Raw genomic sequence first — 20895 nt, 5'->3', positions numbered from 1 at the left:
ACCGTAGACCTTAACGCTGCACGCCATCAGGAATTCATCAGCATTATCCCTGCCTCGCCTGTTGCAGTATTAACCGCCGCAAATCCCGCCACTCCGCGTCATCCATACTGTCTGCCGCCAGCCACAAATGCTGACGTTTTCCGGCATCGGAACGTAAACGCAACATCATGCCTGTTTTGACCATCCAGGGTGCGCTAGCAATAGTCCACTCTTGCCCTTGCCAGCGCAGACGACCGTCCATCAACAGCCGAATCTCGCCCTGACAGGCATTGATTCGGCGCTGGCTACGGACGCTATCGAACACCACCAGAGAGAGCAGAACCAGCCATAATGGGGTGTAGCTCAATGGCCAGGGCATCAATAAAATAAATACCGCGACCAGCCCATGAATGAGCAACGAAAGCCATTGCGCGCGCCATGAAACGCGTAAATCAGATTGCCACTGGACCACGTTCCCGATTCCGTGTCTGGATAAGTCGCACCATCTGCTCTAGCTGAGCATCAGCCGGTTTCCCATGATTCATCAACCAGTTAAATAAGTCTGGATCATCACATTCTAGCAGACGGATAAAGATACGTTTTTCTTCATCACTTAAGCTGTCATATTCATGTTCGAAAAACGGCATGATCGAGATGTCCAGCTCACGCATACCGCGACGGCATGCCCAATGAATACGTGCTTTGTTGTTAATATCCATGTTCTTCTTCCTGTCTCGCGAAAACGAAGTATCCCGCTATTGTAACGTGTTTTTCCCTCATATTTACGGGAATATCAGCAAACGGAAGCGTGCTCGCTAAATAAAACCACATTAAGTCAAAGGATTCAGCATTTTTGGATGTCTCCTCGCAAAGCTTAATATATGGCACAAATAGCCTGTTTAAACCGCTTGCAATGGGCCATAGCTCTTTTACCATTAGTCATTATCACTGCGTTAAGCAAATCAGGACATTAATTATGGCTTTTATATCTTTTCCTCCTCGCCAGCCTTTCGCGTCAACGCGCTTGCCTCTGACGCTAATGACGCTCGATGAGTGGGCGCTCGCCACCATCACCGGTGTCGACAGTGAGAAGTATATTCAGGGTCAGGTCACAGCGGATGTCAGCCAGATGACTGAGCATCAGCACGTGTTGGCAGCACATTGTGACGCCAAAGGTAAAATGTGGAGCAACCTGCGTCTGTTCCGCCAGGGTGACGGTTTTGCATGGCTTGAGCGCCGTAGTCTGCGCGATGCGCAGCTCACCGAACTGAAAAAATATGCGGTCTTCTCGAAGGTGGCGATTGCCCCGGACGACGAGCGCGTACTGCTGGGCGTCGCGGGATTCCAGGCGCGCGCAGCGCTGGCCAATCTCTTTAGCGAATTACCAAACAGCGATAAGCAGGTCATTACTGAAGGTTCTTCCACCATATTGTGGTTCGAACATCCCGCTGAGCGTTTCCTGCTGATCGTTGATGTTGCAACGGCGGAAACCCTGGTCGAGAAGCTGCGCGGTGAAGCGGAGTTAAATAACAGCCAACAGTGGCTGGCGCTGGATATCGAAGCAGGTATTCCGGTGATTGATACTGCCAACAGCGCACAGTTTATTCCGCAAGCCACCAATCTGCAGGCTCTGGGCGGGATCAGCTTTAAAAAAGGCTGCTATACCGGTCAGGAAATGGTTGCTCGCGCAAAATTCCGCGGAGCTAACAAACGTGCCATGTGGACGCTGGCAGGTGCGGCCAGTCGTGTACCGGAAGCAGGTGAAGACCTGGAGCTGAAAATGGGCGAGAACTGGCGTCGTACCGGCACCGTACTCGCCGCGGTGCAACTGGCGGATGGACAGGTACTGGTGCAGGTTGTGATGAATAACGACATGGAAGCCGACAGCGTGTTCCGCGTTCGTGACGACGCGAAAACGCTGCATATCGTACCGCTGCCGTATTCGCTGGAAGAGTAAATCGCCGGGTGGTGACTTTATCTTACCGGGTCGCGCGTTTTAAAGACCCGGTAAGCACAGCACCGCTGGGTAATGATAATTACGCCTGCCCCACGTACAGGTAGATCGCCAGGAAATGGCAAACGCTGCCACCCAGCACAAAGCCGTGCCAGATCGCGTGGTTGTATGGAATGCGCTTACAGACGTAGAAAATAACGCCCAGCGAATACACCACACCACCAACTGCCAGCAACGTCACACCACCCACCGCCAGCTTAACCGCCAGTTGATACACCACAATCAGCGATAGCCAGCCCATCGCCAGGTATGTTACCAGCGACAGAACCTTAAACCGGTGCGCAATGGTCAATTTGAATAAAATACCGAGCAGCGCCAGGCTCCAGATAACAATCATCAGTCCACGTGCCAGCGGCGAATCCAGCCCCACCAGCAGAAATGGCGTGTAGGTCCCGGCAATCAGCAGATAAATCGCGCAGTGGTCGAACTTTTTCAGCCAGACTTTCGCTCTTTGATGGGGGATCGCGTGATATAAAGTTGAGGCAAGGAACAGCAGGATCATACTGCCGCCATACAGGCTATAGCTGGTTATCGCCATGGCGCTGGCGTTGGTATCCACTGCCTGAACCAGCAACAATACCAGTCCGACAATCCCAAACACCAGCCCGATACCGTGACTGATGCTATTGGCTATTTCCTCTGCCAGCGAATATCCCTGCGCAATTAATGGCTTCTGAACCATATTTTACTCCCGAGAAACGAACACTATCGTGATTGCTCCTCTAGCGTAACTGAGAATGGTTCCAGTGAACACCTGTTAGCTAAAATATTTGCCAACTAAATAACAATCCATAAAAATCATGACATTATATTTTAATATTCAGCTAACAGGCGTACCGTTAAAATCAAAGACATTTAAAATCAATCACATAAAATTGTGTTTGATCCGGGTAAATCTCGGCAATCACGTGTTTAAGTTCTTCTAGCGTCATGTTTTCCTGGCGAGCATGTTTCTCCGTCAGCGTATCCAGCGTGACGGTTGAGGTGCCAACAACCTCAATCGTGCAGAAGTACCCCTCATCTTCGAAGCGCCCAACCCGTAGAATGTCACCGGCTTTGAAGTGTGATTCGGACTCGTCACGAATCGTAATGGTTTTGCGTCCGGCCAGAATGTCATCCTGGAAACGCTGAAAAAAAGTGATGTCATTTGGCTGCATGTTATTATTCCCTGTAGATGAAGTCTGATGAGTGAGTTTTGCCATTGTGAGTATGTTCTCCCACGCTGCCATCGCCAGTCTCAACAATCTTGAGATGCTGGTCTACAACTATGTCATCAAAAACCGTGACAAAGTCATGTACATGACCATTCGCGAACTGGCGGATGCCGTGGGCGTTTCCACCACCACCGTACTGCGCTTTTGCCGCAAGCTTAAGTGTGAAGGTTACTCAGAATTTCGCGTACGCTTCAAATTATATTTAGAGCAGAATGAACCGCAACAGGCTAATTTCGGTGCCAGCGAAATTATCAGCTTCTTTAAAGGCGTCAATAACGACGAGTTCGACAAACTACTCGATCAGGCTGTTGATATTATATTATCTTCCGAGCGTATTATATTCGTCGGGGCGGGAACATCCGGAGCCCTGGCAAAATATGGCGCACGTTTTTTCTCAAACGTCGGAAAATTCAGTAACCACATCGATGACCCTTATTTCCCGGTAACTAATGATATGGCCAGAAACGCGCTGGCGATCGTGCTTTCCGTTTCTGGAGAAACCGAAGAGATCCTACGCTTTGCCAGCCAGTTCAGTCTGCATAACTGTAAGGTTCTGTCGGTCACCAGCCATGAACATTCGCGCCTCGCGAAACTTGCCGACTTTAATCTCTCCTGGCACGTTCCACAGACACGCATTGCCGGGGCATACGATATAACCACGCAGATCCCCGTTATTTATATTCTGGAATCACTCGGTCGCAAGCTGGCGAAAAGAATAGCGTAAAAAAACAATATGTTTTTTTGATGTAACAAATCACATTAACGCTATTTTGTTATATCGTGACATTTATCTTTCCTTTGTTAGACTCAAAATCAGATTGTATTAATTTGAGACTGAGCGCAGATGAAAAAACTTACCTTACCAAACGATTTTTTATGGGGCGGCGCGGTTGCGGCGCATCAGGTTGAAGGCGGCTGGAATAAAGGTGGCAAAGGGCCCAGCATTTGCGACGTACTGACCGGGGGGGCACACGGCGTTCCGCGAGAAATCACTCAGGACGTCGTGCCAGGTAAGTACTACCCCAACCACGAAGCCGTCGATTTTTACGGTCATTACAAAGAAGACATTAAGCTGTTTGCCGAGATGGGCTTCAAATGCTTCCGTACGTCAATTGCCTGGACCCGTATCTTCCCCAAAGGGGACGAAACCCAGCCAAACGAAGAAGGGCTAAAATTCTACGACGACATGTTTGATGAACTGCTGAAGTACAATATCGAACCGGTCATCACCCTTTCCCACTTCGAAATGCCGCTACACCTGGTTCAACAGTACGGTAGCTGGACCAATCGCAAAGTCGTTGATTTCTTTGTCCGTTTTGCTGAAGTGGTCTTTGAGCGCTACAAGCACAAGGTCAAATACTGGATGACCTTCAACGAAATCAACAACCAGCGTAACTGGCGTGCACCGCTGTTTGGCTATTGCTGCTCCGGCGTGGTGTATACCGAGCATGAAAACCCGGAAGAGACTATGTACCAGGTGCTGCACCACCAGTTCGTGGCCAGCGCTCTGGCGGTGAAAGCCGCACGTCGCATCAACCCTGAAATGAAAGTCGGCTGCATGCTGGCAATGGTCCCGCTATACCCGTACTCCTGTAAGCCTGAAGATGTGATGTTCGCGCAGGAATCGATGCGTGAACGCTATGTATTCACCGACGTTCAACTGCGCGGCTACTATCCATCTTATGTACTGAACGAGTGGGAGCGCCGCGAATTCAATATTCGAATGGAAGCTGGCGATGAACAAATCCTGCGTGAAGGTACCTGCGACTATCTCGGGTTTAGTTACTACATGACCAACGCGGTAAAAGCGGAAGGCGGTAGCGGCGATGCCATTTCCGGTTTTGAGGGCAGCGTGCCGAACCCGCACGTCAAAGCATCCGACTGGGGCTGGCAGATTGATCCGGTCGGCCTGCGTTACGCCTTATGCGAACTGTACGAGCGTTATCAGAAGCCATTGTTTATCGTTGAAAACGGATTTGGCGCTTACGACAAAGTGGAAGAAGACGGCAGCATCCACGATGACTACCGCATCGACTATCTGCGCGCCCACGTCGAAGAGATGATGAAAGCGGTAACGTATGACGGCGTAGATCTGATGGGCTACACGCCGTGGGGCTGCATCGACTGCGTCTCGTTCACCACCGGCCAGTACAGCAAACGCTACGGTTTTATCTACGTGAACAAACACGACGACGGCACCGGCGATATGTCGCGTTCGCGTAAGAAAAGTTTTGAGTGGTATAAAGCGGTGATTGCCAGCAACGGCGAGAATCTGTAATTTTTTGCCGGATGGCGCTGCGCTTATCCGGTTTACGGGAACTGAACCTGTAGACCAGAGCAGACATTTACGCCGCCATCCGGCAAGCAACGCATTACTTCCCGCCGGCCAGCTCCAAAAAACTGCCCGTGACGTAAGACGCCTTCTCACTCAGCAGCCAGGTTATCGCCTGCGCGACCTCTTCCGGCTGTCCGCCGCGCTGCATAGGCAACATGGATTTCACGCGATCCACCCTTCCCGGCTCGCCGCCTGACGCATGCATTTCCGTGTAGATAAGACCGGGTCTCACGCAGTTCACGCGTATCCCCTGCGCCGCAACCTCCAACGCGAGGCCGGTGGTAAGCGTGTCCACCGCACCTTTTGAGGCTGCATAATCAACGTATTCGAACGGGGCGCCAAGCCGTGACGCCGCCGAAGAGACATTCACAATCGCCCCGCCCTGACCGCCGTGCTTAAACGACATGCGCTTTACCGCTTCCCGACAACACAGAAAATAGCCGGTAACATTAGTCGCCAGGACGCGATTAATACGCTCAGCGGTTAGGCTTTCCACCGTGCTCTGTTCAAACAAAATCCCGGCATTGTTCACCAGCGCAGTCAGCGGCTCGCCCTCGCGGTCAATGGACTCAAACATCGCCCCGACCTGGCTTTCATCGCTGATATCTGCCCGCAGAGCAAACGCCTTTCCTCCCGCAGCGGCGATATTGTTCACCACCTCCGTTGCCGCACGAATATTGTGATGAAAGTTAACGGCGACCGTGTAACCCTCTAGCGCTAACTGCAGCGCGGTTGCCCGACCAATACCACGACTGCCTCCCGTAACCAGTGCTATAGCCATCACTATTCTCCCCAAAAATAAAGGCGCCGAAGCGCCTTTAAAAGATAGCTGAATCAGTCGATTACTGATAATCGCTCAGCGGCACGCAGGAGCAGAACAGGTTACGGTCACCGTAAACGTCATCAAGGCGTTTCACGGTCGGCCAGTATTTGTTCGCTACGCCCGCCGGGAAGACGGCGATTTCGCGGCTGTAACCGTGATTCCACTCCGCGACCAGCTCATTTTGCGTGTGCGGGGAGTTAACCAGCGGGTTATCTGTAAGCGACCATTCACCGGCTTTCACGCGATCGATCTCTGCGCGGATTGCCAGCATCGCATTGATAAAGCGATCCAGTTCCACTTTGCTTTCCGATTCAGTCGGTTCCACCATCAGCGTACCCGCTACCGGGAACGACATGGTCGGCGCATGGAAACCGTAATCGATCAGACGCTTGGCAATATCCAGTTCGCTGATGCCGGTCTCTTCTTTCAGTGGGCGAATGTCGAGAATACATTCATGTGCCACGCGACCATCGCGACCGGTATACAGCACCGGATAGGCATCTTTCAGACGGCTGGCAATGTAGTTAGCGTTCAGGATCGCCACCTGGCTTGCCTGCTTCAGACCTTCTGCGCCCATCATACGGATGTACATCCAGCTGATCGGCAGAATGGATGCGCTACCGAACGGTGCTGCAGAAACCGCGCCCTGACGGGTGAGCATCCCTTCAATTTGTACAACGCTATGACCCGGCACGAACGGCGCCAGATGCGATTTAACACCGATTGGACCCATACCAGGGCCGCCGCCGCCGTGCGGAATGCAGAATGTTTTATGCAGGTTAAGGTGTGAGACATCGGCACCGATAAAGCCCGGTGTGGTGATCCCAACCTGAGCATTCATGTTCGCGCCATCAAGATAAACCTGGCCGCCAAACTGGTGCACAACGTCGCACACTTCACGGATCGTTTCTTCATACACGCCATGAGTAGAGGGATAGGTCACCATGATGCAGGAGAGGTTTTCACCCGCCTGCGCCGCTTTTTCACGCAAATCGCCAAGATCGATGTTGCCGTTCTTATCACAGGCGACAACCACTACCTGCATACCCGCCATCTGTGCAGAGGCCGGGTTGGTACCGTGGGCAGAGGCCGGGATCAGACAGATATCGCGATGGCCTTCGTTACGGCTTTCGTGATAATGGCGAATCGCCAGCAGACCCGCATACTCGCCCTGCGCGCCGGAGTTCGGCTGCATGCAGACTGCGTCATAACCGGTCAGTTTTACCAGCCATTCGGAAAGCTGGCCGATCATCTGGTGATAACCTTCTGCCTGCTCTGGCGGGCAGAACGGATGCAGTTCAGCGAATTCCGGCCAAGTGATAGGGATCATCTCGGCGGCAGCGTTCAGCTTCATGGTGCAAGATCCCAGCGGGATCATTGCCTGGTTCAGGGCCAGATCTTTGCGCTCCAGCGAGTGCATGTAACGCATCATCTCGGTTTCGCTGTGATAGCGATTAAACACCGGATGGCTAAGGATCGCATCATCACGCAGCATGCTGTCCTGAATGGAACGGCTGTCGAGCGCCACGTCTTTGTCCAGCGTTTCGATGTTCAGACCGTGGCTGTCTCCCAGCAGAACATTGAACAACTGCACCACGTTTTCACGGGTGGTGGTTTCATCGAGCGTAATACCTACCGCGTTATGGATATCGCTACGCAGGTTGATTTCTGCCGCTTCAGCACGCGCCAGTACCGCAGCCTTATCGGCCACTTCAACACACAAAGTGTCAAAGTAGTGCGCATGACGCAGCTTCAATCCTTTCTGTTGCAGACCGGCTGCCAGAATATCGGTCAAACGATGGATGCGATTAGCGATACGTTTCAGGCCAACCGGGCCATGATAAACGGCATACAGGCTGGCGATGTTGGCCAGCAGAACCTGCGAGGTACAAATGTTGGAGTTCGCTTTCTCGCGGCGGATATGCTGTTCGCGAGTCTGCATCGCCATGCGCAGGGCGGTATTACCCGCTGCATCTTTGGAGACGCCGATAATACGGCCTGGCATGGAGCGTTTGAATTCGTCTTTAGCGGCAAAGAATGCCGCGTGCGGGCCGCCGTAGCCCATCGGTACGCCGAAGCGTTGCGCAGAGCCGAAAACGATATCCGCGCCCTGTTTGCCCGGTGCAGTCAGCAGCACCAGCGCCATAAAGTCGGCAGCGACGCTGACCACTATTTTACGGGATTTCAGCTCAGCCATCAGGGCGCTGTAGTCGTGCACTTCACCGGTGGTGCCAATCTGCTGCAACAGCACGCCGAACACATCCTGATGATCCAATGCTTTTGCCGCGTCATCAACAATGACGTCAAAACCAAAAGTTTGCGCGCGAGTACGCACTACGTCCAGCGTTTGCGGATGAACATCAGCCGCCACAAAGAAACGGTTAGCATTTTTCAGTTTGCTGACGCGTTTGGCCATCGCCATGGCTTCAGCTGCAGCAGTAGCTTCATCCAGCAGAGAAGCGGAAGCCATGTCCAGGCCAGTCAGGTCCAGCGTCACCTGCTGGAAGTTCAGCAATGCTTCCAGACGGCCCTGGGAGACTTCCGGTTGATACGGGGTGTAGGCGGTGTACCAACCCGGGTTTTCCAGCATGTTACGCAGGATAACCGGTGGCAGCTGCACGGCGGTGTAGCCCATGCCAATGTAGGACGTGAAGCGCTTGTTACGCCCGGCGATGGCTTTTAATTCAGCCAGCGCAGCGTATTCGGTCGCCGCCTCGCCCACCTGTGGCGGGGTTGCGAGCTGAATGTCTTTCGGCACAATCTGGCCGATCAGCGCGTTTAACGACTCGGCGCCAACCGCATTCAGCATCTCTTGCTGCTGCGCGGCGTCCGGTCCGATGTGGCGTTCAATGAAAGCGCCGCTATTTTCAAGCTGGCTTAACGTCTGTGTCATGGGCGATGGTTCCTGAAACGTGCAGTGAATCGTAGGTGTCTCTACTTACCTGAATACGCAAAAAATTCGCGTTGCAGGAAGGCGGCGACGCAGCACATCCCCAGGAGCTTACATCAGTAAGTAACTGAGGTGTGCAAGAAAGCCAACACACCTGCAACGTGAAGAATGAAGCGTATTTATTCGTCTTCTAACAAAGCTTCATATGCAGTCGCATCCAGCAGCGATTCAATTTCGCTTTCATCGCTGGCTTTGATTTTGAAGATCCAGCCCCCTGCATACGGCTCGCTGTTGACCAGTTCCGGGGAGTCGCTGAGCGCGTCGTTAACCGCAACAATCTCACCGCCTACTGGCGCATAAATATCGGATGCCGCTTTTACGGATTCCGCAACGGCGCAGTCATCGCCCGCGCTGACGGTTGCGCCAACTTCGGGCAGGTCAACGAAAACCATGTCACCTAACAGCTCCTGAGCATGTTCGGTGATCCCAACGGTGTAAGAGCCGTCAGCTTCTTTGCGCAGCCATTCGTGTTCTTTGCTGTATTTCAGTTCTGCAGGTACGTTGCTCATCAATCAATCTCCAAAAAAGGATGAATTACGCGACGGCTTTGCCGTTACGCACAAAAACAGGTTTAGTCACTTTTACCGGCATTTCGCGGTTACGGATCTGTACGATCGCATTCTCACCAATACCCGCAGGGACACGCGCCAGCGCGATGCTGTAACCCAGGGTTGGGGAGAATGTCCCGCTGGTGATAATGCCTTCCTGCTGATTGCCGGAAGCATCGGTGAAACGCACCGGCAGTTCATTACGCAGTACGCCTTTCTCGGTCATCACCAGTCCAACCAACTGTTCGTGGCCTTTTTCACGCTGCATTTCCAGCGCTTCCCGACCGATAAAGTCGCGGTCAGTCGGTTCCCACGCGATGGTCCAGCCCATGTTGGCCGCCAGCGGGGAAATGCCTTCGTCCATCTCCTGACCGTACAGGTTCATGCCGGCTTCCAGACGCAGCGTGTCGCGCGCGCCAAGACCGCAAGGTTTGACACCTGCTTGTACCAGCGCACGCCAGAAGTCTGCCGCCTTTTCACTCGGCATGGCAATTTCATAGCCTGCTTCGCCGGTATAACCGGTGGTTGCGATAAACAAATCACCCGCCTGAACGCCGAAGAACGGCTTCATGCCTTCTACCGCCTGGCGCTGCTCGTCAGTAAACAATGTGGCTGCTTTTTCCTGCGCGTTTGGCCCCTGCACCGCAATCAGCGACAGATCATCTCGAACGGTGATGTCGATGGCGTAAGGTTCAGCGTGTTGGGTAATCCAGGAGAGGTCTTTTTCGCGGGTGGCGGAGTTTACAACGAGGCGGAAGAAATCTTCAGTGAAGTAGTAGACAATCAGGTCATCTATCACGCCGCCCGAAGCGTTGAGCATACCGGAGTAGAGGGCTTTACCCGTCTTCGTTAGCTTCGCGACGTCGTTTGCCAGCAGATAACGCAAGAACTCCCGGGTGCGGCTACCGCGCAGGTCGACGATGGTCATATGTGACACATCAAACATTCCGGCATCGGTGCGAACAGCATGGTGTTCATCAAGCTGAGAACCGTAATGCAGTGGCATCATCCAGCCATGGAAATCTACCATGCGCGCGCCACATAGCGTGTGTTGTTCGTACAAAGGAGTCTGTTGAGCCATCTTTTCCTCGTTGAATAAGCGGGGCTACCAACTCTTTCGCGGTGAAATTTTCGCCACGAAACCCAGCACCGCAGCCGCTCCAGGGGCCACGACGCAAACGTTCTCTTTGCCTTGAACTTACCACCGAAACAGACGCTAAACCATAAGGCAAAATTAACCATCACATTAGCTTATGGCCAAAAACAGCAAAATCACCGACAGAACAAAACCCCATCAATACGGCAAACAATCAGAATAAAAAATAAATAAAAGCTGAAATTAACAGCACCAACCAACATTAAATGTGGAAAAATTGTCAAAAATGGCGTTATGAAAAAAACGTAATATTAAAAAAACTAATGCGAAAAAAGGCGTGGAATTAGATTATTTCAAATGAGAGAAGCACCCCGGCGCGCAGGCCGGGAGTGGAAAGTGTGACGGGTCTCAAACTCTTAAGATTGTCCTTACGGACGCTAGCGTAACCACTCAGGAAGATCGTTCAGTCCCATCGCCTGGCGGATGAGCTGTGGTTTTACGCCTGGCAGGGTATCGGCCAGTTTCAGACCAATATCACGCAGCAGTTTTTTCGCCGGATTCTCGCCTGCAAACAGTTCACGAAAGCCCTGCATACCGGCCAGCATCATCGCTGCGCTGTGCTTACGGCTGCGCTCGTAGCGGCGCAAATAGAGATACTGACCAATATCTTTGCCCTGACGCTGTAGCCGCTTCAGCTCATCGATCAGCTCCGCCGCATCCATAAAGCCAAGGTTAACCCCCTGACCCGCCAGCGGGTGGATGGTATGCGCCGCATCCCCCACCAGCGCCAGACGATGAGCAGCGAACTGACGGGCATAGCGTCCCGTCAGCGGAAACGCCTGACGCTCGCTTTCAAGGCTGCACAGCCCCAGGCGATTATCAAAAGCGATATTCAGCGCCTGATTAAACTCGTCAACGCTTGCCTGCTGCATGCGTTCTGCTTCCTGCGGCGAAAGCGACCAGACGATAGAGCACAGGTGCGGGTCACTGAGCGGCAGGAACGCCAGGATCCCCTCACCGTGAAACGCCTGCCGCGCAACCGCGCCGTGAGCTTCCTGCGTACGGATAGTCGCCACCAGCGCATGATGACGGTAATCCCAGAAAGTGAGCGGAATATCCGCTTTGTTGCGCAGCCAGGAGTTAGCGCCATCGGCGCCGACCACCAGGCGAGCTGTCAGCATTGCGCCATCTTTCAGGGACAGAAATGCCTCATTCTCACCCCAGGCTACCTGCTGTAACTCAGCGGGCGCCATCAGCGTAATGTCCGCTGAACGCTGCGCTTTTTGCCAGAGTGCGTAATGGATCTCTGAGTTTTCAACGATGTGGCCTAAATGGCTGTAACCCATGCTCTGGTCATCAAACGCAATACGCCCAAAGCTGTCTTTGTCCCAGACTTCCATGCCGTGGTAGCAACAAGCGCGACGGGCAACAATGTCGGACCAGACGCCCAGTCGGCTAAGCAGTTTTTCACTGGCGGCATTAATGGCCGATACGCGAAGCTGAGGAGGTGCATCCGCCGCCAAAGGCTGCGGAACATGTTGTTCTAACACCGCAACGCGCAACCCGCTGCCCTGCAAGCCGCAGGCAACCGCCAGTCCCACCATGCCGCCACCAACAATTGCTACATCAACACTTTGCACTGTTTGCTCCTGAAAATAGGACAATCAAAAACCGTAGGCCGGATAAGGCAAAGCCGCCATCCGACATTACTTCCGCGACATTGCCTGATGGCGCTGCGCTAATCAGGCCTGCTTTTTTAATTCGGCCTACAGGTTATATCTATCGCGCAACCCAACCGAGGGTCCGCTCCGCCAACGCATCGCGCGCAGGCGTGAATAATTCCATCGCCATCAGCCCGACATTACGCCCAACGACCAGCGGGGCCCAGCGATTGGCAAACAAATACACCAAATTGTTGGTCACACCAATCGTCGTTTCGCGATCGCGTTCGCGGCGCTGCTGATAGTGTGCCAGCACCGCATAATCACCGATATCTTCCGCGCAATTTTGCGCCTGCGTCAACGTCTCAGCCAGGCTCATCACGTCGCGCAGACCAAGGTTGAAACCTTGTCCGGCAATGGGATGCAGCGTCTGTGCTGCGTTCCCCACCAGCACAGTACGATGGGTAATGGCTTTTTGCGCCGAGGTTAATGAAAGCGGATAAGCGTTGCGTTTACCGGCCCGGGTAATACGCCCCAACCGCCAGCCAAACGCAGTTTGCAGTTCGCGGCAAAATTGTTCGTCGGACCAGGCCATAATCTCATCCCGCCGCTCCAGCGGATGGCACCATACCAGCGAGCAGCGACCATCAGACATCGGTAGCATTGCCAGAGGACCATATTGCGTAAAACGTTCAAACGCTCGCCCGTCATGCGCAACGGAGGTCGTGACGTTGGCAATCACCGCCAGTTGTTCATAGGGTTGTTGCTGCCAGTCAACGCCGCAGGCGGTAGCCAGTGCGGAGCGCGTGCCATCGGCGGCCACCAACAGGCGACCATTGATCATCTCGCCATTTTCCAGCGTTACCTCAACGCGTTCCTGCGTGCGTGACACGCTGGCTACACGGTCGGGGCAGTGCAGCGTGATGCCCGGCGCTTTACGCAGCAGCGCAAACAAACGCAGCCCGACATCGTGCAGTTCCACCACCTGACCCAGCGCCGGAATACGGTATTCCTGCGCATCCAGCGTCACAAATCCGGCATGGCCGCGATCGCTGACGTGAACCGTTTTGATCGCCGTTGCGCAATCGGCAATCGCCTGCCATACGCCAATTCGCGCCAGCTGTTGGCAGGTCCCTGCCGCCAGCGCGATCGCCCGGGCGTCAAACCCTGGATGGCGGTCAGTTTCAGGTTCGCTCGCTTCTATCAGGTGGACAGGCAAAGTCCCGTGGCTGAGCTGAGAAATGGCCAGCGCCAGCGTCGCACCGACCATACCACCACCAACGATAATCACGCTCATTGCAGCCGCGCCGCAGCCATTAAGGCTTCAATGTCATCCGCTTTCTTCACCACGCTGGCGGTCAGGTTCTCATTGCCGTCCTCGGTGATGAGGATGTCATCTTCAATACGAATGCCGATACCACGATAAGCAGGCGGCACATCGGCGTCCGGCGCGATATACAGCCCCGGTTCGACAGTGAGCACCATTCCTGGCTCGAGAGTACGTGAGCGGTCCTGACCATAAACGCCAACGTCGTGCACATCCAGTCCCAGCCAATGGCTAAGACCATGCATAAAGAATGGGCGATGCGCATTTTCGGTAATCAGTTGGTCGATCTCGCCGTGCAAAATGCCAAGCTTCACCAGACCCGTAATCATGATGCGCACCACTTCGCCGGTGACTTCCTGGATGGACGTCCCCGGGCGATACAGGCGCAGACTGGTCTCTAATGACTCCAGTACGATGTCGTAGATTTCACGCTGTGCAGGGGAAAATTTGCCGTTTACCGGGAAGGTACGCGTAATGTCGCCCGCATAACCTTTGTATTCACACCCGGCGTCAATCAACACCAGATCGCCATCGCGCATTTCACTTTCATTTTCGGTGTAATGGAGAATACAGCCGTTTTCGCCGCTGCCGACAATCGTGTTATAGGATGGGTAACGCGCGCCATGGCGAGTAAACTCGTGGTGAATCTCCCCTTCCAACTGGTATTCAAACATTCCCGGACGGCATTTTTCCATCGCGCGGGTATGCGCCAGCGCACTGATCTCTCCGGCACGGCGCATGACCGCAATTTCTTCTGGTGATTTGAACAGGCGCATTTCATGGACCATTGGACGCCAGTCGATGATCGCGGCGGGTGCGTGCAGATTTTGTCTGGAGCCTTTACGCAGTTTATCCAACGCCGTGCACACAATCTCGTCTGCCCAGGCATATTCGCCCTGTGCGTGGTACACCGCGTCCAGGCCATTGAGCAACAGGTGCAGTTGTTGGTTGATTTCACTGAAGGCCAGTGCCCGGTCAACGCCGAGTTTTGCCGGTGCGGCATCCTGGCCCAGACGGCGGCCAAACCAGATCTCCGCCGTCAGATCGCGAACCCGATTAAACAAAACGCTGTGGTTATGAGTGTCATCACTTTTAATCAGCACCAGCACGGCTTCCGGTTCGTTAAAACCGGTGAAGTACCAGAAATCACTGCTTTGGCGGTACGGGTATTCACTGTCCGCGCTGCGCGTCGCTTCAGTCGCGGCAAAAATCAGCGCGGCGCTGCCGGGCTGCATTTGTGCCAGTAAAGCCTGGCGACGACGCTGGAATTCTTGCTGAGATATCTCGCTCATCACACTCTCCTTTGCGTTTCGTTCTTAGTGCAGAGTCGGTTTACGGACTTCCGGCGCGGTCGGCTGCTGACGCGTAAACGTGTCATGACACAGCAAGGCGGCTACGCGCACGTATTCGATAATCTCTTCGAGCGACATTTCCAGCTCTTCCTGATCTTCGTCTTCGTCATATCCCAACTGAGCGATATTGCGCAGGTCGTCAATCGCTTCACCGGTTTCACCGGTCACTTTGTCGAGCTTTGGCTGCGTAACGCCAAGGCCCAGCAAAAAGTGGTTTACCCACCCCGCCAGCGCATCGGCACGATCAAACACGCTAACGTCGTCGCCTTCAGGCAGATAAAGCTGAAAAAGGAAGCCGTCGTCCTCGAGGGCATCGCTGGTGGCAGAGTGCATTTTCATCAGTGCCTGAGCCAGCTCGTGACCGAAGGCCAAACCTTCGTTCGTCAGGTCGTGCAGCAGCGGCTGCCATGAGCTGTCATTGTTGCCGCCGCAAATCATCCCACTGATCAAGCCGTGCATTTCGGCCGGGGTTAATCCAGCCCCTTGTTGGTTCAAAAACTGGCTAACGTCGTTGTAGCCAGGCATTTCGTTCTGTATAGACATAAGCATTCGTCATCAAAGGGAGGAATATTCATGGTATGCTACCACTTTGGGCCCTGGTGGACCAGAAAAGGGCTTGTATCTTGATACCAGGGTAGCTATAGTGTCGCCCCTTCGCGGACCCAAGGTCTGGAGACGAAGGCAGCGCAGTCAATCAGCAGGAAGGTGGCATGTCTGCACAACCCGTCGATATCCAAATATTTGGCCGTTCACTGCGAGTGAATTGCCCGCCTGAACAAAGGGATGCGTTGAATCAGGCTGCGGACGATCTCAATCAGCGATTGCAAGATCTGAAAGTTCGCACTAGAGTCACAAATACTGAGCAGTTGGTTTTCATCGCCGCGTTGAACATCAGCTATGAATTAACTCAGGAAAAAGCGAAGACGCGTGAGTACGCGGCGAGCATGGAACAACGTATTCGGATGCTACAACAGACCATCGAACAGGCGTTGCTTGATCAGGGTCGCATAACCGAAAAAACGGGCCAAAACTTTGAATAACACTTTTCGGTTTACTGTGGTAGAGTGACCGTGAAGACAAAATTTCTCTGAGATGTTTGCAAGCGGGCCAGTCCCCTGAGCCGATATTTCATACCACAAGAATGTGGCGCTCCATGGTTGGTGAGCATGCTCGGCCCGTCCGAGAAGCCTTAAAACTGTGACGACGCATTCACCTTGAACCAAGGGTTCAAGGGTTACAGCCTGCGGCGGCATCTCGGAGATTCCCTTCTACCTGGCAACAGCCATGACACTACTTTCTGAACTCCCTTTATCCCGGCAAGAAATTCGTCAACTGATTCGACAGCGTCGTCGCGCGCTGACCTCTGAACAGCAACGACAATACGGTCAGCAAGCCGCGACCCGAATGCTCAGTTTTCCCCCTGTTGTACTCGCGCATACTGTGGCGGTATTTCTCTCGTTCGATGGCGAACTCGATACCCAGCCGCTGATAGATCAACTGTGGCGAGCGGGCAAGCGCGTTTACCTTCCGGTTCTTCATCCCTTCAGTCCCGGTAATTTACTGTTCCTGCACTATCATCCGCGCAGCGACCTGGTGACCAATCGCTTAAAGATCCAGGAACCACGGCTTGATGTACGTGACGTATTGCCGCTGTCAAAGCTGGACGTACTGATTACGCCGTTAGTGGCATTTGATGAGGACGGGCAACGCCTGGGCATGGGCGGTGGATTTTACGACCGCACGCTACAAAACTGGCAGCAGCATAAGATCCAACCCGTGGGCTACGCGCATGACTGCCAGTTAGTAGAAAAATTGCCGGTTGAAGAGTGGGATATCCCGCTGCCAGCGGTGGTGACGCCGTCCAAAATCTGGGAGTGGTAGCCGTTTTTTGCCGATTGACAGCGCCGTTTTTTTGACCTAAATTCCTCGGTGAAGGGTGAGGGAGGCGAACCTCCCTCCTGCGTACTCTCTGTTAATATGCTGGGCAAGCGATGATTAACAGGATCAGCAGCATGATGACGTATCTCATCATCGTCCCTTTCCTTTTTAGAGCCCCTGCTTCGGTAGGGGCTTTCCCGTTTCAGCGCTATGCTGCGCCCCTATCGTAAATTCCTTTTATTGCTGTACAACACGCAACGCTGCCTTTAGTTGCCAACTGCGGCAAAGCTCGAAAAACAGAATGTATGCGTTACAGAAAGAGATTTTGAGGCAGGGAAATCAGAGGAAAGATGGGCAGGTCAACCGCCTGCCCATGTAGAGGAAATCAGTACAGCAGACGAGCGCGAATGGTTCCCGGAAGGGCTTTCATCGCCAGCAGCGCTTTCTCCGCCACATCTTCATCCGCTTCAATATCGATAACCACATAGCCTACCTGCGCTGAAGTCTGCAGATACTGCGCGGCAATGTTGACGCCCTGCTCGGCAAAAATCTGGTTCAGTGCCGTCAGTACGCCCGGACGGTTTTCGTGAATGTGCATCAGACGACGACCACCGTGCAGCGGCAGCGAAACTTCCGGGAAGTTTACCGCAGACAGCGTAGACCCGTTGTCGGAATACTTGGTCAGTTTCCCAGCTACTTCCAGACCGATGTTTTCCTGCGCTTCCAGCGTTGAACCACCAATGTGCGGCGTCAGGATCACGTTATCGAAATCACACAGCGGCGAAGTGAAAGGATCGCTGTTAGTTGCCGGTTCGGTTGGGAATACGTCGATTGCAGCCCCCGCCAGATGTTTAGTCGCTAACGCGTCGCACAACGCAGGAATATCAACAACCGTACCGCGTGCGGCGTTAATCAGCAGCGCACCCGGTTTCATCAGCGAAATCTCACGCGCGCCCATCAGGTTTTTGGTGGAGGCATTTTCCGGCACGTGCAGACTCACCACGTCGCTCATATTGAGCAGGTCGGAAAGATGCTGTACCTGCGTGGCATTGCCAAGCGGGAGTTTATTTTCAATATCATAGAAAAAGACATGCATCCCGAGCGATTCCGCCAGAATGCCCAACTGAGTACCAATGTGGCCGTAGCCGATGATCCCCAGTTTTTTACCACGCGCTTCAAAAGAGCCGGTTGCCAGTTTATTCCACACGCCGCGGTGCGCTTTGGCGTTCGCTTCGGGTACGCCACGTAGCAGTAGCAGCAGTTCGCCAATCACCAGCTCAGCAACGGAACGTGTGTTAGAGAATGGTGCGTTAAACACAGGGATCCCGCGCTTTGCCGCTGCACTTAGATCAACCTGGTTGGTGCCAATGCAGAAGCAGCCAATCGCGACCAGTTTCTCTGCGGCGTCAATCACATCTTCAGTCAGATGGGTACGGGATCGCAGGCCAATGAAGTGGGCATCACGGATGGACTCTTTCAGTTGTTCAGTATCCAGAGCACCTTTGTGAAACTCGATGTTGGTATAACCTGCTGCACGAAGGCTTTCGAGTGCTTTTTGGTGCACGCCTTCAACCAGCAGAAATTTAATCTTATCTTTCTCCAGTGATACCTTTGCCATTTCCCCGACCCTGTCTTTTTTGTTCAAACTGATGTGTTGTGTGTGGGATTTTCATCCGTCTCTTCAACATATCAAAAAATAATATTGCGGCAATATGAACGTTTGCGTCGCCGTGCTGAAGAAATGTCATTCAACGGGAAATGTCAGAGGAAAATACTGGCGATAACTTTTTCTTTGGAGAGATCGGCAGGACAATATTATAAACGTGACACAAGTCACCAAATTTGCCCTGCCAAAATTTTTTTAACGGGAGAAGACGCTCCCGTCAGATCATTTTACGATAGTTTTCACGCCGTCAGGCGTACCGATCAGCGCGACATCCGCGCCACGGTTGGCAAACAGGCCGACGGTTACCACACCTGGAATCGCATTGATGGCATTTTCCAGCGCGATGGCGTCGAGGATCTCCAGACCGTGCACATCGAGGATGACGTTGCCGTTGTCCGTCACGACGCCCTGACGGTATTCAGGACGACCGCCCAGCTTCACCAACTGGCGAGCCACAGCGCTGCGCGCCATTGGGATCACTTCGACCGGCAGCGGGAAGTTACCGAGAATATCGACTTCTTTAGACGCATCCGCGATACAGATAAATTTCTTCGCCACGGAAGCAATGATTTTTTCACGGGTCAACGCTGCGCCGCCGCCCTTGATCATCTGCATGTGACCGTTGATTTCATCCGCGCCGTCAACGTATACGCCGAGGCTGTCCACTTCGTTAAGATCGAACACGTGGATGCCAAGGCTTTTGAGTTTTTCAGTCGATGCGTCCGAACTGGATACCGCACCTTCAATCTGACCTTTCATTGTGCCCAGCGCATCAATAAAGTGTGCGGCTGTTGAACCTGTACCTACGCCCACAATGGTGCCGGGCTGTACATACTGAAGTGCCGCCCATCCTACTGCTTTTTTCAGTTCATCCTGCGTCATGATCGTTTCGCCTGTGGTGTGAATATGGTGGGAAAATTCACGCGCATTATAGAACATTGTGCAGAAAAATGTCCCCACACCCGCTCGCAAGTGGCGGATTTCGTCTTTACCCAATCAAAAATTGTGTCATAGTGCAGAACAAGCAAAAATTTCAGGAGTGCGTCAAAGCAATGAAACGTCCGGACTACAGAACACTACAAGCACTGGATGCGGTTATTCGTGAACGAGGATTTGAGCGCGCGGCGCAAAAGCTGTGCATCACGCAATCCGCGGTTTCACAGCGCATAAAACAGCTTGAGAATATGTTCGGACAACCGCTGCTGGTGCGCACCGTACCGCCGCGCCCAACGGAACAGGGACAGAAACTACTGGCGCTTCTGCGCCAGGTTGAACTGCTGGAAGACGAGTGGCTGGGCGATGAACAAACCGGCTCGACGCCGCTTCTGCTTTCGCTGGCGGTGAACGCCGACAGTCTGGCGACCTGGTTACTTCCGGCGCTGGCCCCGGTACTGGCTAATTCACCGATTCGACTGAACCTGCAGGTTGAAGATGAAACCCGAACCCAGGAACGTCTGCGTCGTGGTGAAGTAGTCGGTGCGGTGAGTATTCAACATCAGGCGCTGCCAAGCTGTCTGGTGGATAAACTGGGCGCGCTGGACTACCTGTTTGTTGGCTCTAAACCTTTCGCCGAGCGTTATTTCCCAAACGGCGTCACCCGTTCCGCCCTGCTGAAAGCCCCGGCGGTCGCGTTTGACCATCTTGATGATATGCACCAGGCGTTCTTGCAACAAAACTTCGACCTGCCGCCGGGCAGCGTACCGTGCCATATCGTTAACTCGTCTGAAGCCTTCGTCCAGTTAGCCCGTCAGGGAACAACCTGCTGCATGATCCCACACTTACAGATTGAGAAAGAGCTGGAAAGCGGTGAGCTTATCGACTTAACGCCAGGCCTGTTCCAGCGTCGGATGCTATACTGGCACCGCTTTGCGCCAGAAAGCCGCATGATGCGCAACGTCACCGACGCGCTGCTGGCCTATGGCCACAACGTACTGCGTCAGGATTAATTCCTCGAACAGAGGCCGGATAGCGGCGTAACGCTTTATCCGGCCTACAAGCCTTTCCCCTCATTTCATACTATTCCCGCCACGTCCTTGAAATACATCACAAAAT

General features: G+C 53.5%; 20 protein-coding genes and 1 other RNA gene. 7 read left to right on the top strand and 14 right to left on the bottom strand.

What is annotated here, in order from left to right; all coding sequences use genetic code 11:
• Positions 1-43: 43 nt before the first annotated feature.
• Complete coding sequence (locus OGV38_RS12280; protein WP_047357821.1) at positions 44-451, bottom strand: protein YgfX; 408 nt, start codon at positions 449-451, stop codon at positions 44-46.
• A complete protein-coding gene (sdhE, locus tag OGV38_RS12275; RefSeq protein ID WP_016154349.1) occupies positions 432-698 on the bottom strand; it encodes an FAD assembly factor SdhE in 267 nt (88 codons plus the stop codon). The genes OGV38_RS12280 and sdhE overlap by 20 nt, the downstream gene beginning before the upstream one ends.
• Positions 699-955: 257 nt before the next feature.
• On the opposite strand from sdhE, the gene ygfZ reads away from it, so the two are divergent.
• Positions 956-1936 carry a tRNA-modifying protein YgfZ gene (gene ygfZ / locus OGV38_RS12270; protein ID WP_016154350.1) on the top strand — a complete coding sequence of 327 codons (981 nt, stop codon included), beginning with the start codon at positions 956-958 and terminating at the stop codon, positions 1934-1936.
• A 79-nt stretch (positions 1937-2015) separates the two neighbouring features.
• Here the strand turns inward: ygfZ and trhA are convergent, their stop codons facing one another.
• Entirely contained in the window at positions 2016-2675 is a 660-nt protein-coding gene (gene trhA, locus OGV38_RS12265) for a PAQR family membrane homeostasis protein TrhA (RefSeq protein WP_016154351.1), read from the bottom strand.
• A gap of 163 nt (positions 2676-2838) precedes the next feature.
• A complete protein-coding gene (gene yqfB, locus OGV38_RS12260; RefSeq protein ID WP_016154352.1) occupies positions 2839-3150 on the bottom strand; it encodes a N(4)-acetylcytidine aminohydrolase in 312 nt (103 codons plus the stop codon).
• A gap of 52 nt (positions 3151-3202) precedes the next feature.
• On the opposite strand from yqfB, the gene OGV38_RS12255 reads away from it, so the two are divergent.
• Both OGV38_RS12255 and bglA read left to right on the top strand, forming a co-directional pair.
• The gene (locus OGV38_RS12255; RefSeq protein ID WP_103284472.1) at positions 3203-3931 is read left to right on the top strand and encodes a MurR/RpiR family transcriptional regulator; all 729 of its coding nucleotides are present in this window, start codon (positions 3203-3205) and stop codon (positions 3929-3931) included.
• A gap of 120 nt (positions 3932-4051) precedes the next feature.
• Complete coding sequence (bglA, locus tag OGV38_RS12250) at positions 4052-5485, top strand: 6-phospho-beta-glucosidase BglA (protein ID WP_016154353.1); 1434 nt, start codon at positions 4052-4054, stop codon at positions 5483-5485.
• 94 nt (positions 5486-5579) lie between these two features.
• On the opposite strand, the gene OGV38_RS12245 is transcribed toward bglA, so the two are convergent.
• The 8 genes from OGV38_RS12245 to OGV38_RS12210 form a co-directional block, all read right to left on the bottom strand.
• Complete coding sequence (locus OGV38_RS12245) at positions 5580-6323, bottom strand: SDR family oxidoreductase (RefSeq protein ID WP_016154354.1); 744 nt, start codon at positions 6321-6323, stop codon at positions 5580-5582.
• Between the two features lie 61 nt (positions 6324-6384).
• Entirely contained in the window at positions 6385-9258 is a 2874-nt protein-coding gene (gcvP, locus tag OGV38_RS12240) for an aminomethyl-transferring glycine dehydrogenase (protein ID WP_269518052.1), read from the bottom strand.
• 176 nt (positions 9259-9434) lie between these two features.
• Entirely contained in the window at positions 9435-9824 is a 390-nt protein-coding gene (gene gcvH / locus OGV38_RS12235; protein WP_003026965.1) for a glycine cleavage system protein GcvH, read from the bottom strand.
• A gap of 25 nt (positions 9825-9849) precedes the next feature.
• Positions 9850-10944 (bottom strand): glycine cleavage system aminomethyltransferase GcvT, encoded by a 1095-nt coding sequence (gcvT, locus tag OGV38_RS12230; RefSeq protein ID WP_016157417.1) that lies wholly within the window; start codon positions 10942-10944, stop codon positions 9850-9852.
• Positions 10945-11396: 452 nt separating this feature from the next.
• Positions 11397-12599, bottom strand: coding sequence for an FAD-dependent 2-octaprenylphenol hydroxylase (gene ubiI / locus OGV38_RS12225; protein WP_016154357.1), 1203 nt, complete (start codon positions 12597-12599; stop codon positions 11397-11399).
• Between the two features lie 139 nt (positions 12600-12738).
• A complete protein-coding gene (ubiH, locus tag OGV38_RS12220) occupies positions 12739-13917 on the bottom strand; it encodes a 2-octaprenyl-6-methoxyphenyl hydroxylase (protein WP_269518053.1) in 1179 nt (392 codons plus the stop codon).
• A complete protein-coding gene (gene pepP / locus OGV38_RS12215; RefSeq protein WP_016157419.1) occupies positions 13914-15239 on the bottom strand; it encodes a Xaa-Pro aminopeptidase in 1326 nt (441 codons plus the stop codon). Before pepP ends, ubiH begins: the two co-directional genes overlap by 4 nt.
• A 24-nt stretch (positions 15240-15263) precedes the next feature.
• Positions 15264-15842 (bottom strand): YecA/YgfB family protein, encoded by a 579-nt coding sequence (locus OGV38_RS12210; RefSeq protein WP_016157420.1) that lies wholly within the window; start codon positions 15840-15842, stop codon positions 15264-15266.
• A 167-nt stretch (positions 15843-16009) separates the two neighbouring features.
• Here OGV38_RS12210 and zapA point away from each other — a divergent pair, with 167 nt between their 5' ends.
• From zapA to OGV38_RS12195, 3 genes are all read left to right on the top strand, one after another.
• Positions 16010-16339 carry a cell division protein ZapA gene (zapA, locus tag OGV38_RS12205; protein WP_003026980.1) on the top strand — a complete coding sequence of 110 codons (330 nt, stop codon included), beginning with the start codon at positions 16010-16012 and terminating at the stop codon, positions 16337-16339.
• Between the two features lie 41 nt (positions 16340-16380).
• Positions 16381-16564: non-coding RNA, 6S RNA (gene ssrS / locus OGV38_RS12200), on the top strand.
• Positions 16565-16583: 19 nt separating this feature from the next.
• Positions 16584-17180 carry a 5-formyltetrahydrofolate cyclo-ligase gene (locus tag OGV38_RS12195; RefSeq protein ID WP_016154362.1) on the top strand — a complete coding sequence of 199 codons (597 nt, stop codon included), beginning with the start codon at positions 16584-16586 and terminating at the stop codon, positions 17178-17180.
• 382 nt (positions 17181-17562) lie between these two features.
• On the opposite strand, the gene serA is transcribed toward OGV38_RS12195, so the two are convergent.
• Positions 17563-18795: a phosphoglycerate dehydrogenase gene (serA, locus tag OGV38_RS12190; RefSeq protein WP_016154363.1), complete on the bottom strand. Its 1233-nt coding sequence runs from the start codon at positions 18793-18795 to the stop codon at positions 17563-17565.
• Between the two features lie 270 nt (positions 18796-19065).
• Entirely contained in the window at positions 19066-19725 is a 660-nt protein-coding gene (gene rpiA, locus OGV38_RS12185) for a ribose-5-phosphate isomerase RpiA (RefSeq protein WP_016154364.1), read from the bottom strand.
• Positions 19726-19895: 170 nt separating this feature from the next.
• Between rpiA and argP the strand changes: the two genes are divergently transcribed.
• A complete protein-coding gene (gene argP, locus OGV38_RS12180) occupies positions 19896-20789 on the top strand; it encodes a DNA-binding transcriptional regulator ArgP (RefSeq protein ID WP_003825477.1) in 894 nt (297 codons plus the stop codon).
• Positions 20790-20895: the final 106 nt, after the last annotated feature.

Origin of the sequence: Citrobacter sp. Cb080 (genome assembly GCF_030334745.1) — a bacterium.
Taxonomy (GTDB): domain Bacteria; phylum Pseudomonadota; class Gammaproteobacteria; order Enterobacterales; family Enterobacteriaceae; genus Citrobacter; species Citrobacter braakii.
This window is presented reverse-complemented; position numbering and strand designations above follow the sequence as displayed.